We start from the raw sequence: 14,677 nt of genomic DNA on the forward strand, positions 1-14,677 counted from the left end.
CAGCGCGTCGGCCGGCCCGGTCAGCGCGGCGCGCAGCTCGCGGCCGAGGTCGGTGGCGGCGTGGGCCTCGGCGGCCAGCCGCACGCCGATCCGCGCGGCCACGTCCATGGCGGCGGACAGCTGCGCCTCGGTGTGCTCGGCGCTGTCCAGCAGCCATACGTAGCCGTGGACGACGCCCCCGTGACGTACCGGCAGGCACAGGCGGGGCCGGACGACCCCGGCGTCCGGGGCGGCTGGGATGCGTACGGGGGCGGTGGCCCGGGTGATGCCGAAGCGCTCGAACCAGGCGCGGACCTCGGCGGTGGAGCGCCGGGTGAGGATGGAGCGGGTGCGGACCGGGTCCATGGAGGCCTCGTTGACGGCGGACTCGCTGTCGTGGGCGCCGAAGGCGATGAGCCGGAAGTCGCGGTCCTCCAGGGTCGCGGGCGCGCCGAGGAGGGATGAGACTTCGTCGACCAGTTCCTGGTAGTCAGCACGCACCAGGCCATTGTCCCTCAGACATCTGTATGAGGGACACGTACCGGATGCGTGACAGCTGTCGATGGCTCCCGGGGTGGGTGAATCATAGATTCACGGGCAGGGCAGCCCCTATTTCCCGCCACATCCAGGAGGAGCCCGTGCTGGGTCCCGTGTTGCTCGCCGCGTCGCGCAGCGACCGTATGCGCCGCGTCGTCGCCGCCGCGCCTGTCACCCGTCCCGTGGTGAACCGTTTCGTCGCGGGTGACGCGCTGCACCCCGCGATGGACAGCGTCCGCGAACTGACCGCCTCGGGCCTGCAGGTCACCCTCGACCACCTCGGTGAGGACGTCACCGACAAGGCAACAGCGACAGCCGCCCGGGACGCGTATCTGCGGCTCCTGGAAGCCCTGAAGACCGAGGGCCTGGGCACCCGCGCCGAGGTCTCGGTCAAGCTGTCGGCCTTCGGCCAGGCGCTGCCCGCCGGCGGCCACGACATCGCCCTGGAGAACGTCCGCCAGGTTGCCGAGCTCGCCACCGAGACCGGCACCACGGTCACCCTCGACATGGAGGACCACACCACGGTCGACTCGACCCTGGCGATCCTCGCCGAGCTGCGCGAGCAGCACCCGGCCACCGGCGCGGTGCTCCAGGCGTACCTCTTCCGCACCGAGGAGGACGCCGCCCGGCTCGCCACCGAGGGCTCGCGCGTCCGCCTGGTGAAGGGCGCCTACAAGGAGCCCGCGAGCGTCGCCCACCAGAACAAGAAGGACGTCGACCGGGCCTACGTCCGCTGCCTGAAGATCCTCATGGCGGGCGACGGCTACCCGATGATCGGCTCGCACGACCCGCGCCTGATCGCCATCACCCAGGAGCTGGCCGGCCGCCAGGGCCGCAAGCAGGGTTCGTACGAGTTCCAGATGCTCTTCGGCATCCGCACCGCCGAGCAGCGGCGGCTCGCGGAGGCGGGCGAGCGGGTCCGCATCTACGTCCCCTACGGCGCAGACTGGTACGGCTACTTCATGCGCCGCCTCGCCGAGCGTCCGGCCAACCTCGCGTTCTTCCTGCGGTCCTTCCTTCCCACCCGATAAGGAGCTGTATCCCATGACCATGGACGCTGTGACCCAGGTCCCCGCCCCGGTCAACGAGCCGATCCACTCCTACGCCCCGGGGAGCCCGGAGCGGGCCCGCCTCGAGGCGAAGCTCAAGGAGCTGGCCGGCAACCCGGTCGAGCTGCCCATGACCATCGGCGGCCTGCGGCGCATGGGCGGCGGCGAGCGCTTCGACGTCGTACAGCCGCACAACCGCGGTGCCGTCCTCGGCACCTACGCCAACGCCACCCAGGCCGACGCCCAGGACGCGATCGACGCCGCCCTGGCCGCCGCCCCGGCCTGGCGCGCGCTGTCCTTCGACGACCGCGCGGCGGTCATCCTGCGCGCCGCCGAACTGCTGGCCGGCCCCTGGCGCGAGACCATCGCCGCCTCGACGATGCTCGGCCAGTCCAAGACCGCCCAGCAGGCGGAGATCGACAGCCCCTGCGAACTGGTCGACTTCTGGCGCTTCAACGTGCACTTCGCCCGCCAGCTCCTCGCCGAGCAGCCCCCGGCCAACTCACAGGGCGTCTGGAACCGCAGCGACCACCGGCCGCTGGAGGGCTTCGTCTACGCGATCACGCCATTCAACTTCACCGCCATCGCCGGCAACCTGCCCACCGCACCGGCCCTGATGGGCAACGTCGTGGTCTGGAAGCCCTCCCCGACCCAGACCCACGCCGCCGTGCTGCTCATGCAGCTGCTGGAGGAGGCCGGGCTGCCCAAGGGCGTCATCAATCTGGTGACCGGCGACGGCATCGCCGTCTCCGAGGTTGCCCTGGAGCACCCGGAGCTGGCCGGCATCCACTTCACCGGCTCGACCAAGACCTTCCAGTACCTGTGGAAGACGGTCGGCAACAACATCGAGAAGTACCGCAACTACCCGCGCATCGTCGGCGAGACCGGCGGCAAGGACTTCGTCGTCGCCCACCCCTCCGCCGACCCGGCGATCCTCAAGACGGCCCTCACCCGCGGCTCCTTCGAGTACCAGGGCCAGAAGTGCTCGGCCACCTCCCGCGCCTACATCCCGCGCTCCATCTGGGAGGGCGGCTTCAAGGAGCAGTTCGCGGCCGAGGTCGACGGCATCACCATGGGCGATGTCACCGACCTGTCCAACTTCATCGGTGCCGTCATCGACGACCGCGCCTTCGCCAAGAACAAGGCCGCCATCGACCGCGCCAAGGCCGACCCGACCGTCGAGGTCGTGGCCGGAGGCACGTACGACGACAGCGTGGGCTACTTCGTACGCCCGACCGTGCTGGTCTCCAGCGACCCGGAGAACGAGATCTTCCGGGAGGAGTACTTCGGCCCGATCCTCGGCGTGTACGTCTACGAGGACGAGCGGTACGGGGAGATGCTGGCCCAGATGGAGTCGGTGTCCAAGTACGCGCTGACCGGCTCGATCATCGCCCAGGAACGCGCCGCCGCCGCCGACGCGATGGAGAAGCTGCGCTACGCCGCGGGCAACTTCTACATCAACGACAAGTCGACCGGCGCCGTCGTCGGCCAGCAGCCCTTCGGCGGCGGCCGCGCCTCCGGCACCAATGACAAGGCGGGCGCCGCGTCGAACCTGGCCCGCTGGACCTCGACCCGCTCCATCAAGGAGACCCTGGTCCCGCCGACCGACTACCGCTACCCGCACATGGGCTGAGCCTCACGCCCCCGGCAGAGCCCGGTCCTCCTCCGCCTCCACCATGGTGACGGACGGGCCGGGCTCTTCGTCGTCCCCTTCCCCTTCTCTGTCGCTTACGCCCGCCGGCTGCTGGCGGCCGAGCAGAAAACCGGCCTGGAAGCGGCTGCGGGCCCCGATCGCGTTCATGATCTGGGCGACATGGCGCTGGCAGCTGCGCTCCGACATACCGAGCCGGCGCGCGATCGCCTTGTCCTCCAGGCCCTCGGCGAGCAGGGCGACGATCGACTGCTTGACCTCGTCCGAGATCCGCTTGGTCGCCCCCCGGTCGAAGCCGACCGGAAAGGGATCGGCGTTCCGCCAGGCGTGGTTGAAGGAGGCGATCATGAAGTCCACGATGTTGGGCTCCCGCACCAGCAGCGCCGCGTGCGGGCTGTCCTTGACGCTGATCACCCCGATCCTGCGGTCGAAGATCAGCATCCGGATCAACCCGTCGGTCTGGGTGCGCACCTGGGCGCCCAGCTCGGTCATCCGCTGGACATAGGCGATGGTGGGCTGGCTGTAGCGGGCCGGATGCTGGTAGATCGTCCGCATCAGCACACCCCGCGCCAGCATCCGCTCGTCCCGCTCGATCGCCTCCTGTAGCACCTCCGGGCGCCGGGCGCCGCCCGGCTGCGAGGTGAGCGCCTCCGAGGTGCAGGAGTGCGCCAGCTCCTCGATGGTCTCGAGCACGGTGGGCAGATCGGTGATCAGCTCCACCGCCCGGCTGCGCTCATGGGCCTGCGCCTGGGCCTCGTACGCAGGGACCAGCGCCTCGAAGGTCAGCCGCAGCCGCTCGATCTCCTCCTGCTTCTCCCGGATCTGACGCTCCACCGGAGAGAGCATCCGGCCTGCGGCGATCCGCGGCGCGATGGCCGCGTACGCCTCCGGATCCTCGCCGATCCGGCTGAGCAGTCGCATGGCCACGAGGTCGCAGAGAGCCTTCTCCGCCGTACCCGGCGGCAGTTGGAGCTCCGACAGGTCATCGAGCCCGAAAGGAGGGCCGACCGACGGCGAACCGATAGATCGCCAGTGCTTCTTGGCCTGGTTGCTCCCCTGGACATGTCCGGCTATGTCCCGCAATCCTCCAGGAACCTTCCACGACGACGGCCACGATCGCCCCCACGCCACGCGGCAGTAGACGTACGCGCTGGCGGTGGGATGCGAGGGGTCAGTCATGCGGCAGCCTTCTCTGGCGCGGTCATTGCCCCGACTATGGCACCGGGCGGGCCGGAGATGGCATGTGACCAGGACGTCGGCTACCCGCATGGCAGGAACACGACGGGTCCGTCTCAGATAGTAGGAAGTCCGAGTAATTGTGGAGACAGACGGCCGGAGCTGTCCTAACTTTGTAGAAGCCGAACGTCTCGCTCCACCAGCGATCGGCGGATGAGAGCCGCGCCAGCTGCCGCAGGGCCACCCCCTGCCGTGCGTCCGCTCCCCGCCCGTTCTATGGCGACCTGTCGACTCCGATTCTCTTGGAGCTGTTCACCATGGACGAGACCGCCCGCAAGAACGCCGCTGAAGCCCTCCAGCGCGCCCTCGACCGCCGCGACAACGGCGGCCGCACGGGGCATGAGCCGCGCTGACGCGCGGCCCGGCCCCCTGCTGCCTGCCTTCGCCAAGTGCTGACTGCGCTTACCGTGCTTACTTCGCTTTGCGGGCGACCGTGAAGTGGTCGACCCGCTCACCGGTCTCCGCCAGCGCGGACACCGTGAGCGTCGTGGTGTGACCGGACGTGGCCGGCTGGACCTCGACCGCCAGGAACGAGTAGCCCGTGTAGCGCACCCGGGACCATTCCACCGTCTCGTTGACCCTCCCGTCCTTGCCGGAGTGCCAGGTGTCCACGCTTTCCACGTCGGCGACGTGCCCCTCGTAGCTGTCCGGCACCGGGAAGCTGTAGAGGCTCCGGCCCGCGCCGCCCGCCGTGACGTAGACGATGCCGTCGCGCTCGGAGTTCACGGTCGTACCGATGGGCGCCTTCTTGGAGACGGCGCCGGCCTTGATCGCGTCCGTACGCTCGTAGACGTGGTTGTGGCCGTTGATCACCAGGTCGACGCCGTGCTTCTCGAACAGCGGCACCCACGCCTCCTGCACCCCGCCCTCCGACGCGTGGGAGGTGGTGGTCGAGTAGGCGCAGTGGTGGAAGAAGACCACGATGAAGTCGACGCCGCTGCGCTTCCGCAGCCGGGCCAGCTCCTTGTCCAGCCAGTCGGTCTGCAGGCCCCCGCTGATGCCGAGGTTGGCCGGGATCTCGTACGAGACGTCGTTCGCGTCCAGCGAGACCACGGCAACATTGCCGTACGTGAAGGAGTACACGCCCGGCAGCTTCTCGGCGTCGGGGCCGTTGCCCGGCAGGGTCCAGCGGGCCTCGTGGCCGCCGTAGCCGTTGGGGGAGTACCAGGCCTCCATGTCGTGGTTGCCGACCGCGATCATCCACGGGACGCGGGAGGCCACCGACTCGGTCTGGGCGAGGAACTGGTCCCAGGTGCGCGCGTCGTAGGTGTCGCTGGTGTGTCCCGAGCCGGAGGGGTCCGCGTAGCAGATGTCACCGGCGTGCAGGTGGAAGGACGGGTCCTGAGCCAGGATCAGGCTGTCGTTGGCGAGGGCGTGGTAGCTGACGCCCTGGTCGCCGAAGGCCGTGAAGACAAAGCGCTCGGGGAGCGCGGGGGCGGTGGTGAAGGAGCCGATCGTCGCGAAGGCCTGCGCCGTCGCCGGGTCGAAGCCCTCGTGGCCGACGCCGTAGTAGTAGGTGGTGCCGGGGCGCAGCCCGTCCAGCGCGGCGTGCAGGTAGTACTGGTCGACAGCCGGGAGGGCGGAGGTGAGCGCGGCGGTGTGCAGCGGACGCACCTCGGCCTCGATCTTGCGGCCGAGGTCCCAGGGTTTGAGCCCGACCCGGACGAACGGCTTCTTCACCGCCAGCGGCACCTGCCACGAGATCCGGAACTGGGTCTTCGGGTCGGCGCCGAGGGCGAGGTGACGGCCGAAGGGCGCGACCAGCGAGCCGTCCACATGGCCGGTGGCGGGCGACGTCAGCAGATCGGGTGAACCCGCCGATCCCGTGTCCGCGTAAGCGGGGGTGACGGAGGACGCCAGCAGGCCCGTCCCGGCGGCCATTCCGGTGGCCGCGACGCCGCCGCGGATCATCTTGCGGCGGGAGAGCTTCGTCCGCAGGTACTCGTGCTGCTCGGCCATGCTCATGCGATCGGCGAGTCTGTCGTCGATCCCCGTACGTGGCGTGTCCATGGGGCAAAGTTGCCATCTCGCGTCAACTACCGTCCGTCGAACGGATGAACGGAAACTGATCGGCGGCTCAAGTGTCCGCCATGCGGACATCAAGTGTCATTCCATGGGACGCAGAGTAGGGTACCGGCATGTCTCGCACCATCAGTCTCGCAGTGATCCCCGGTGACGGAATCGGCCAGGAGGTCGTGGCCGAGGGACTCAAGGTCCTCTCCGCCGTCCTCCCGCAGGACGTCAAGCTGGAGACCAAGGAGTACGACTTCGGCGCCAAGCGCTACCACGCGACGGGCGAGACCCTCACCGCCGCGGACCTGGGGCGGCTCAAGGCGCACGACGCGATCCTGCTCGGCGCGATCGGCGACCCGTCGGTGCCGTCCGGCGTCCTGGAGCGCGGTTTCCTGCTCAAGCTGCGCTTCGCCTTCGACCACCACGTCAACCTCCGGCCGAGCAAGCTGCTGCCCGGTGTCCCCACACCGCTGGCCGGCTCCCCGGAGATCGACTTCATCGTGGTCCGCGAGGGCACCGAGGGCCCGTACACCGGCAACGGCGGCAGCATCCGCACGGGCACCCCGCACGAGGTGGCCACCGAGGTCAGCGTCAACACCGCGTTCGGCATCGAGCGCGTGGTCCGGGACGCGTACACCCGCGCCCAGGCCCGCCCGCGCAAGAAGCTGACGCTCGTCCACAAGAACAACGTGCTGGTGCACGCCGGTCACCTGTGGACCAACATCTTCCACAAGGTCGGCGAGGACTTCCCCGAGGTCACCACCGATTATCTGCACGTGGACGCGGCGACGATCTTCCTCGTCACGCAGCCCGAGCGCTTCGACGTGATCGTCACCGACAACCTCTTCGGCGACATCATCACCGACCTCGCCGCCGCCGTCTCCGGAGGCATCGGCGTCGCCGCCAGCGGCAACATCAACCCCAGCGGTGAGTACCCCTCGATGTTCGAGCCGGTGCACGGCTCCGCTCCGGACATCGCGGGCCAGGCAAAGGCGGACCCGACGGCCACGATCCTGTCGGTCGGCCTGCTGCTCCAGCACCTCGGCTATGCCGACGAGGCCGCGCGGATCGACGCCGCTGTCGCCGCGGACCTCGCCGAGCGCTCAGGCGTGCGGTCGACCGGCGAGGTCGGCGACGCGCTCGCGGCGCGAGTAGCCGGCTGACCGCCGGGAGTAACCGCTCCACAACCCCAGCAGTCGGCCCGGCGACTGACAGAGCACCTCTCGGGCCGCACCTGTACGACCACGGCCCCACCGCTGCGATAATCGGCGGTGGGGCCGCTGTGCGAGGGGAAACTCGGACGTCCTAGCAGTAGCAGGAGGACGGCGGGTGCGGTCCGCCCTGAACCTGACGGCCTTGACGGCAAAGGACATCACACATGACGACGCCCACGATCGAGCTGAAGCCCTCCTCGCACCCGCTGTCCGACGCGGAGCGCGAGGCGATCCTGGCCAACCCCGGTTTCGGCCGGCACTTCACCGACCACATGGTGACGATCCGCTGGACCGAGGGTCGCGGCTGGTACGACGCTCAGCTCGTCCCGTACGCGCCGCTGTCCATCGACCCGGCGAACATGACGCTCCACTACGCCCAGACGATCTTCGAGGGCCTCAAGGCCTACCGCCAGCCCGACGGCTCCGTCGCCACCTTCCGCCCAGCGGCCAACGCCCAGCGCTTCCAGGCCTCCGCCCGTCGGCTCGCCATGCCCGAACTGCCCGTCGAGACCTTCATCGCCGCTGTCGACGCCCTCGTCACCCAGGACAAGGCATGGGTCCCCAGCGAGGGCGAGCAGAGCCTCTACCTGCGCCCCTTCATGTTCGCTACCGAAGTCGGCCTCGGCGTCAAGCCCGCCAACGAGTACCTCTTCATGGTGATCGCCTCCCCGGCCGGCGCCTACTTCCCCGGCGGCGTCCGGCCGGTCTCCATCTGGCTCTCCGAGGACCGCGTCCGCGCCGTCCCCGGCGGCATGGGCGACGCCAAGACCGGCGGCAACTACGCCGCGTCCCTCCTGGCCCAGGCCGAAGCCGCCGCGAAGGGCTGCGACCAGGTCGCCTACCTCGACGCCGTCGAGCACAAGTGGGTCGAGGAACTGGGCGGCATGAACCTCTACTTCGTCTACGGCAACAAGATCATTACCCCCGAGCTCACCGGCTCCCTCCTCGCCGGCATCACCCGCGACTCCCTCCTGTCCGTCGCCCGCGACCTCGGCTACGAGTCCGAAGAGGGCCGCATCTCCATCGACCAGTGGAAGCGCGACACCGAGAACGGCACCCTCACCGAGGTCTTCGCCTGCGGCACCGCCGCCGTCATCACCCCCGTCGGCACCGTCAAGTCCGCCCAAGGCGAATGGACCCAGAGCTCCGGCCGCCCCGGCGACGTCACTATGCGCCTCCGCAAGGCCCTCCTCGACATCCAGACCGGCCGCGCCGCCGACCCCCACGGCTGGATGCACCCGCTCGGCTGACGCCGAGCCCCGGCGGGTGGCCGGGTTGTGCCAACCTCCCCCAGCTGGACGCTGGGAGGTGCCCCCATCCCAGTCTTCGGCCGGGGGAGTGACGCGACGATCTCTGGAGTGGAGCGAGGAGCAGTTGGGTCACGAGCGGCTCAGGACCCTGGCCCGCCGCGACAGCCCGCGCGAGCGGCTCGAAGCGGTCATCGACCTCTACCTGCCCGACGGCCGCCGCGATCCGCGCTGGACCCTCTGGTCCGAGGTGTGGAACCGCACCACGGCCGCCGAGGAGACCCTGCTGCGCCAGCTCGAACTGGAGCTGGTCTGGCACCGCGATCTGGTCGCCCTGCTCGCCGAGGGCGTCTCCTGGGGTGAATTCCGTCCCGTGGACCCCGAGCGCTTCACGGTGCGGCCGCGCGCCCTCCTCGACGGCTTCGGGGTGCCGCTGGTCGTCGGCCTGCCCGGAACCGACCGCGAGCAGGTGCTGGGCCACGTAAGGGAATTCCTGGACGAGGCGCTCTTGCCGCGGAAGTAGCGGTTCCGGCACGGTGGGTGACCATGGAAGCCACCATGGGACGAGAGCACTGGAAGAAGATCTGGGTCGGCTCGGCCGGCAACATGGTCGAGTGGTTCGACTGGTTCGTCTACGCGAGCTTCGCCACCTACTTCGCCGCCGCGTTCTTCCCCGGCGACAACCCGACCGCCCAGCTCATGAACACCGCCGGCATCTTCGCCGTCGGCTTCTTCATGCGCCCGGTCGGCGGCTGGCTGCTCGGCAGATACGGCGACCGCAAGGGCCGTAAGGCCGCGCTGACCCTCACCGTCACCCTCATGTCGGCCAGCGCGATCCTCATCGCCGCCGCCCCGACCTACGCCGTCGCCGGCTACGGGGGAGCGGTCGTCCTGCTGATCGCCCGTATGCTGCAGGGACTGTCGGTCGGCGGTGAGTACGCGGCCAGCGCCACCTATCTCACCGAGGCCACCGACCCGCGGAAGCGCGGCTTCGCCTCCAGCTTCCAGTACGTGTCGATGACCGTCGGCCAGATCATCGGCCTCGCCCTGCAGATCCTGCTCCAGCGCACCATGTCCGACGCGGCCCTGCACAGCTGGGGCTGGCGGCTGCCCTTCATCGTCGGCGCCCTCGGCGCGGCCGTTGTCTTCTATCTGCGCCGCACCATGCTCGAATCCGAGCTGTACGAGGCCGAATCTCATGAGCGCGACGCGCACAGCCCCGCCGCCGACCGCGGCACCCTCACGGCACTGTGGCGGTACCGGCGCGAGGCTGGCCTCGTGATCGCCCTCACCATGGGCGGCACCCTCGCGTACTACACGTACACGACCTACCTGACGAAGTACCTCTCCAACAGCGCCGGGCTGTCCAAGGACACCGCGACCCTGGTCAGCTTCTTCGCGCTGATCATCTTCGCCTGCATCCAGCCCGCCGCCGGAGCGCTGTCCGACCGCATCGGCCGGCGCCCGCTGCTGATCACCTTCGGTGTCTGCGCCACCTTCCTCACCGTGCCGATCATGACCCTGCTCCAGCACGTCGACAGCTTCTGGCCCGCCTTCGGACTGGCCCTCTTCGCCCTCGTCATGATCACCCCGTACACCGCGCTGAGCGCCGTCGTGAAGGCCGAGCTCTTCCCGACCGGCGTACGGGCGCTCGGCGTCGCCCTGCCCTATGCCATCGCCAACTCCCTCTTCGGCGGCACGGCGGAATACGTGGCGCTGTGGTTCAAGGACGCGGGCCACGAGTCCGGCTTCTACTGGTACGTCGCCGGATGCGCGGCCGTATCGCTGGTGGTGTACGCCGCCATGCGCGAGACGCGCGACGTCGACCTCGGCCGCCTGGACCGCGACGACGCCTCGACCGGGGCCCCGAGAAGCGTGCCCGCATCGTGAGACCTGCCGCCGGGCCGGCGCATCCTGTGCGAGACTGCCATCGTGCTTTCGCTCGCCACGATGATTATTGGCAGGGCGCGCCGGTCCGCAGTATCCGCACCGTAGACGACATACGGAGCGGAAACCGTGTCCCAGACCCGCGCGCAGACCTCTCGCACCCGCGAGGGGTTTTTTCGTTTCCCGGCCCACCCACGCCGGACAGCGGAGCGCAAGGGATGATGGGGGCAAGTGGAACCCGGTCTTCCGGAACCACTCACCCGACAGGAGTTGGAAGAGACCATGACGGCCGAACTGGACGACAGCTTTCACGTCTTCGACACCACGCTGCGCGACGGCGCGCAGCGCGAGGGCATCAACCTCACCGTCGCCGACAAGCTGACGATCGCCCGGCACCTGGACGACTTCGGGGTGGGCTTCATCGAGGGTGGCTGGCCCGGCGCCAACCCCCGCGACACCGAGTTCTTCGCCCGCGCCGCCACCGAACTCGACCTCCGGCACGCCCAGCTGGTCGCCTTCGGCGCCACCCGCAGGGCCGGCGGCAACGCCGCGGAGGACCAGCAGGTCAAGGCGCTCCTCGACTCCGGCGCCCCGGTCATCACCCTCGTCGCCAAGTCCCATGACCGGCATGTCGAGCTCGCCCTGCGCACCACCCTCGAAGAGAACCTCGAGATGGTCCGCGACACCGTCTCCTACCTGCGCTCCCAGGGCCGCCGGGTCTTCGTCGACTGCGAGCACTTCTTCGACGGCTACCGCGCCAACCCCGAGTACGCCAAGGCCGTCGTCCGCACCGCCCACGAGGCCGGCGCCGACGTCGTCGTCCTGTGCGACACCAACGGCGGCATGCTGCCCGCCCAGGTCCAGGCCGTCGTCGGCGTCGTCCTCGCCGACACCGGCGCCCGCCTCGGCATCCACGCCCAGGACGACACCGGCTGCGCCGTCGCCAACACCCTGGCCGCCGTCGACGCAGGCGCCACCCACGTCCAGTGCACCGCCAACGGCTACGGCGAGCGGGTCGGCAACTCCAACCTCTTCCCCGTCGTCGCCGCCCTGGAGCTCAAGTACGGCAAGACGGTACTCCCCGAGGGCTCCCTCGCCGAGATGACCCGCATCTCGCACGCGATCGCCGAGGTCGTCAACCTCACGCCCTCCACTCACCAGCCCTATGTGGGCGTATCCGCCTTCGCCCACAAGGCGGGCCTCCACGCCTCCGCGATCAAGGTCGACCCCGACCTCTACCAGCACATTGACCCCGAGAAGGTCGGCAACACCATGCGGATGCTCGTCTCCGACATGGCCGGTCGCGCCTCCGTCGAGCTCAAGGGCAAGGAACTCGGCGTCGACCTCGGCAGCGACCGCGAGGCCATCGGCCGCGTGGTCGAGCGCGTCAAGGCGCGCGAGCTCCAGGGCTACACGTACGAAGCCGCCGACGCCTCCTTCGAACTGCTGCTCCGCGAGGAGGTCGAAGGCCGCCCCTACCGGTACTTCCGCATCGAGTCCTGGCGCGCCATCATCGAGGACCGCCCCGACGGCACCCACGCCAACGAGGCCACCGTCAAGCTCTGGGCGAAGGGCGAGCGCATCGTCGCCACCGCCGAGGGCAATGGTCCCGTCAACGCCCTCGACCGCGCCCTGCGCGTCGGCCTCGAAAAGATCTACCCCCAGCTCGCCAAGCTCGAACTCGTCGACTACAAGGTCCGCATCCTCGAAGGCAAGCACGGCACCGAGTCCACCACCCGCGTCCTCATCACCACCTGCGACGGCCAGGGCGACTGGGTCACCGTCGGCGTCGCCGAGAACGTCATCGCCGCCTCCTGGCAGGCCCTGGACGACGCCTACGCCTACGGACTGCTGCGCGCCGGCGTCGAGCCCGAGCCGCAGGCGTAACCCTGGCCCGGGTCCGAGGCTGCCAACAGGGTCAGCAGCCGCGCCACCTCGGCCGCCACCGCCTCGCGGGCCGGACCGAGGTACTTGCGGGGGTCGGCCAGGGACGGGTCGGCATCGAGCACCGCGCGCAGGGCCTGGGTGAAGTGGCCGTTGATGTGCGTGGCGATGTTGATCTTCCGCATGCCGTGCGCGACGGCCCGTACGAGGTCCGCCTCCGGTACGCCCGACGAGCCGTGCAGCACCAGCGGTACGGACACGGCGTCCCGGAGCCGGGCGATCAGGGCGAAGTCCAGCTCGGCGTCGCGCGTGCGCATCGCGTGCGAGGAGCCGACGGCCACCGCCAGGGCGTCGACCCCGGTGGCGGCGACGTACGCGGCGGCCTCGCCGGGATCCGTGCGCGCGCCCGGGGCGTGGACACCGTCCTTGCCGCCGATCTCGCCGAGTTCGGCCTCCAGGCGGACGCCGGCGCGGTGGCAGTGCTCGGCCACGGCGGCGGTGGCGGCGACATTCTCCTCGTACGGGAGCGCGGAGGCGTCGTACATCACCGAGATCAGGCCGAGGGCGACCGCCTCCTCGACCAGGGCGGGGTCGGTGGCGTGGTCGAGGTGCACGGTGACCGGGACGGTGGCGGCGCGGGCGATCGCCAGTGCGGCGAGGGCGATCGGCTCCAGGGCGCCGTGGTAGCGGACGGTGTTCTCGCTGATCTGCATGACGACCGGGAGCCCGGCACGCTCGGCGCCTGCCGCGATGGCGGTGGCGTGCTCGATCTGCACGACGTTGAAGGCCCCGACAGCTGTCACTTCCGTCACGGCAGGATCACCGACCGCGTGAGATTGCGCGGCGTGTCCGGGTCGAGGCCACGCGCCTCCGCGATGGCCACGGCCAGCCGCTGCGCCCGCACCAGATCGGCGAGCGGATCCAGGCCGCTCGCCTCCAGCACGCCGCCGGTGCGGGCGATGTCGGCCGCCAGGCCGTCCGGCACCGGGCCGAAGGCCCAGGCGACGCGGTTCGGCCCGGTGATCGAGATCGGCCCGTGCCGGTACTCCATGGCCGGATAGGCCTCCGTCCACGCCCCGGCCGCCTCCCGCATCTTCAGCGCGGCTTCGAGCGCGATTCCGTACGTCCAGCCGGTGCCGAGGAAGGTGAACTGCTCGGCGCCCACCACACCTTCGGGGAGCGGCTCGGCGATCGCCCGCCGCGCGTCGGCGACGGCGGGGGCGAGGTCGTGGCCGAGGTGGGTCCGCAGCAGAGCGAGCACGCTGGTCGCGAACCGGGTCTGGACGACCGACTTCTCGTCGGCGAAGTCCAGCACGATGAGGTCGTCCACGAGATTCGGCGCCGCGATCGGGGTGTCCGGGTCGCCGATGATCGCGGTGGTGCGGGTCGTACCGGAGACGTCCCGGAGCACCTTCAGCACCTCGGTGGTGGTGCCGGAACGGGTGATCGCCACGATCCGGTCGTACTCCCGGCCGGCCGGGAACTCCGAGGCCGCGAAGGCGTCCGTTTCGCCCTGATCCGCGTACTGCTCGCGCAACACGGCGTACACCTGCGCCATGAACCAGGAGGTGCCGCAGCCGACGACCGCGACGCGCTCGCCAGGAGCGGGCAGTTCGGCGGTCAGGCCGGTGGACAGCTCAGCGGCCCGTTCCCAGCAGTCCGGCTGGCTCGCGATCTCTTCCGACGTGATCGACATGGAGTGTTTGTATCCGTTCGTGACTCGTTTACGCGCGGGGACGCTTAGCTTGGCTTTAAACCCCATCAAGATCATTTCTTGGTGGGGTTCGCCGGACAGTGAGGCGGCCTCTGCTTGATCATGTGTTTCCACCAAGAGACACGTTGATCAACCAAAGGCCGTGATGGACAGTCTGCAAGACGATGTCGCGCGCGTCGAGGCCCTGACCAGGTTGTCCCGATTCCGCCGCGAGTTCTACTCGTGCCTGACCCTGCGGGCGGACGCGCTGTTCGAGCTGGCGGACG

Annotated in this window: 10 protein-coding genes and 2 pseudogenes; 7 read left to right on the plus strand and 5 right to left on the minus strand. The window is 69.8% G+C overall.

What is annotated here, in order from left to right; genetic code table 11:
• A pseudogene (locus tag EFK10_RS35905) lies at nucleotides 1-480 on the minus strand (PucR family transcriptional regulator); the annotation flags it as partial.
• A 137-nt stretch (nucleotides 481-617) separates the two neighbouring features.
• On the opposite strand from EFK10_RS35905, the gene EFK10_RS35910 reads away from it, so the two are divergent.
• Nucleotides 618-1,547 (plus strand): proline dehydrogenase family protein, encoded by a 930-nt coding sequence (locus EFK10_RS35910; protein WP_127359834.1) that lies wholly within the window; start codon nucleotides 618-620, stop codon nucleotides 1,545-1,547.
• Between the two features lie 19 nt (nucleotides 1,548-1,566).
• Nucleotides 1,567-3,198: an L-glutamate gamma-semialdehyde dehydrogenase gene (gene pruA / locus EFK10_RS35915; protein WP_127359845.1), complete on the plus strand. Its 1,632-nt coding sequence runs from the start codon at nucleotides 1,567-1,569 to the stop codon at nucleotides 3,196-3,198.
• A 3-nt stretch (nucleotides 3,199-3,201) separates the two neighbouring features.
• Here pruA and EFK10_RS35920 read toward each other — a convergent pair whose 3' ends face one another.
• Nucleotides 3,202-4,395, minus strand: coding sequence for a helix-turn-helix domain-containing protein (locus EFK10_RS35920; RefSeq protein WP_164836286.1), 1,194 nt, complete (start codon nucleotides 4,393-4,395; stop codon nucleotides 3,202-3,204).
• Between the two features lie 468 nt (nucleotides 4,396-4,863).
• Nucleotides 4,864-6,462, minus strand: a complete 1,599-nt coding sequence (locus tag EFK10_RS35925; RefSeq protein ID WP_127359836.1) for a purple acid phosphatase family protein — start codon at nucleotides 6,460-6,462, stop codon at nucleotides 4,864-4,866.
• Between the two features lie 128 nt (nucleotides 6,463-6,590).
• Between EFK10_RS35925 and EFK10_RS35930 the strand changes: the two genes are divergently transcribed.
• The 5 genes and pseudogenes from EFK10_RS35930 (at nucleotide 6,591) to cimA (ending at nucleotide 12,700) form a co-directional block, all read left to right on the plus strand.
• On the plus strand, nucleotides 6,591-7,628 hold the full coding sequence (locus EFK10_RS35930) for a 3-isopropylmalate dehydrogenase (protein ID WP_127359837.1): 1,038 nt from the start codon (nucleotides 6,591-6,593) through the stop codon (nucleotides 7,626-7,628).
• A 215-nt stretch (nucleotides 7,629-7,843) separates the two neighbouring features.
• Nucleotides 7,844-8,929: a branched-chain amino acid aminotransferase gene (locus tag EFK10_RS35935; RefSeq protein WP_127359838.1), complete on the plus strand. Its 1,086-nt coding sequence runs from the start codon at nucleotides 7,844-7,846 to the stop codon at nucleotides 8,927-8,929.
• 97 nt (nucleotides 8,930-9,026) lie between these two features.
• Nucleotides 9,027-9,449, plus strand: a pseudogene (locus tag EFK10_RS35940) (TetR family transcriptional regulator C-terminal domain-containing protein); the annotation flags it as partial.
• Nucleotides 9,450-9,484: 35 nt separating this feature from the next.
• Nucleotides 9,485-10,816, plus strand: a complete 1,332-nt coding sequence (locus EFK10_RS35945; RefSeq protein ID WP_127359840.1) for an MFS transporter — start codon at nucleotides 9,485-9,487, stop codon at nucleotides 10,814-10,816.
• Nucleotides 10,817-11,095: 279 nt separating this feature from the next.
• Entirely contained in the window at nucleotides 11,096-12,700 is a 1,605-nt protein-coding gene (cimA, locus tag EFK10_RS35955; RefSeq protein WP_127359842.1) for a citramalate synthase, read from the plus strand.
• Here the strand turns inward: cimA and EFK10_RS35960 are convergent.
• On the minus strand, nucleotides 12,655-13,500 hold the full coding sequence (locus tag EFK10_RS35960) for a class II fructose-bisphosphate aldolase (RefSeq protein ID WP_240677678.1): 846 nt from the start codon (nucleotides 13,498-13,500) through the stop codon (nucleotides 12,655-12,657). The genes cimA and EFK10_RS35960 overlap by 46 nt on opposite strands.
• 5 nt (nucleotides 13,501-13,505) lie before the next feature.
• A complete protein-coding gene (locus EFK10_RS35965; protein ID WP_127359844.1) occupies nucleotides 13,506-14,393 on the minus strand; it encodes an SIS domain-containing protein in 888 nt (295 codons plus the stop codon).
• Nucleotides 14,394-14,677 lie beyond the last annotated feature (284 nt).

Origin of the sequence: Streptomyces soli, from assembly GCF_003999195.1 — a bacterium.
Classification (GTDB): domain Bacteria; phylum Actinomycetota; class Actinomycetes; order Streptomycetales; family Streptomycetaceae; genus Actinacidiphila; species Actinacidiphila soli.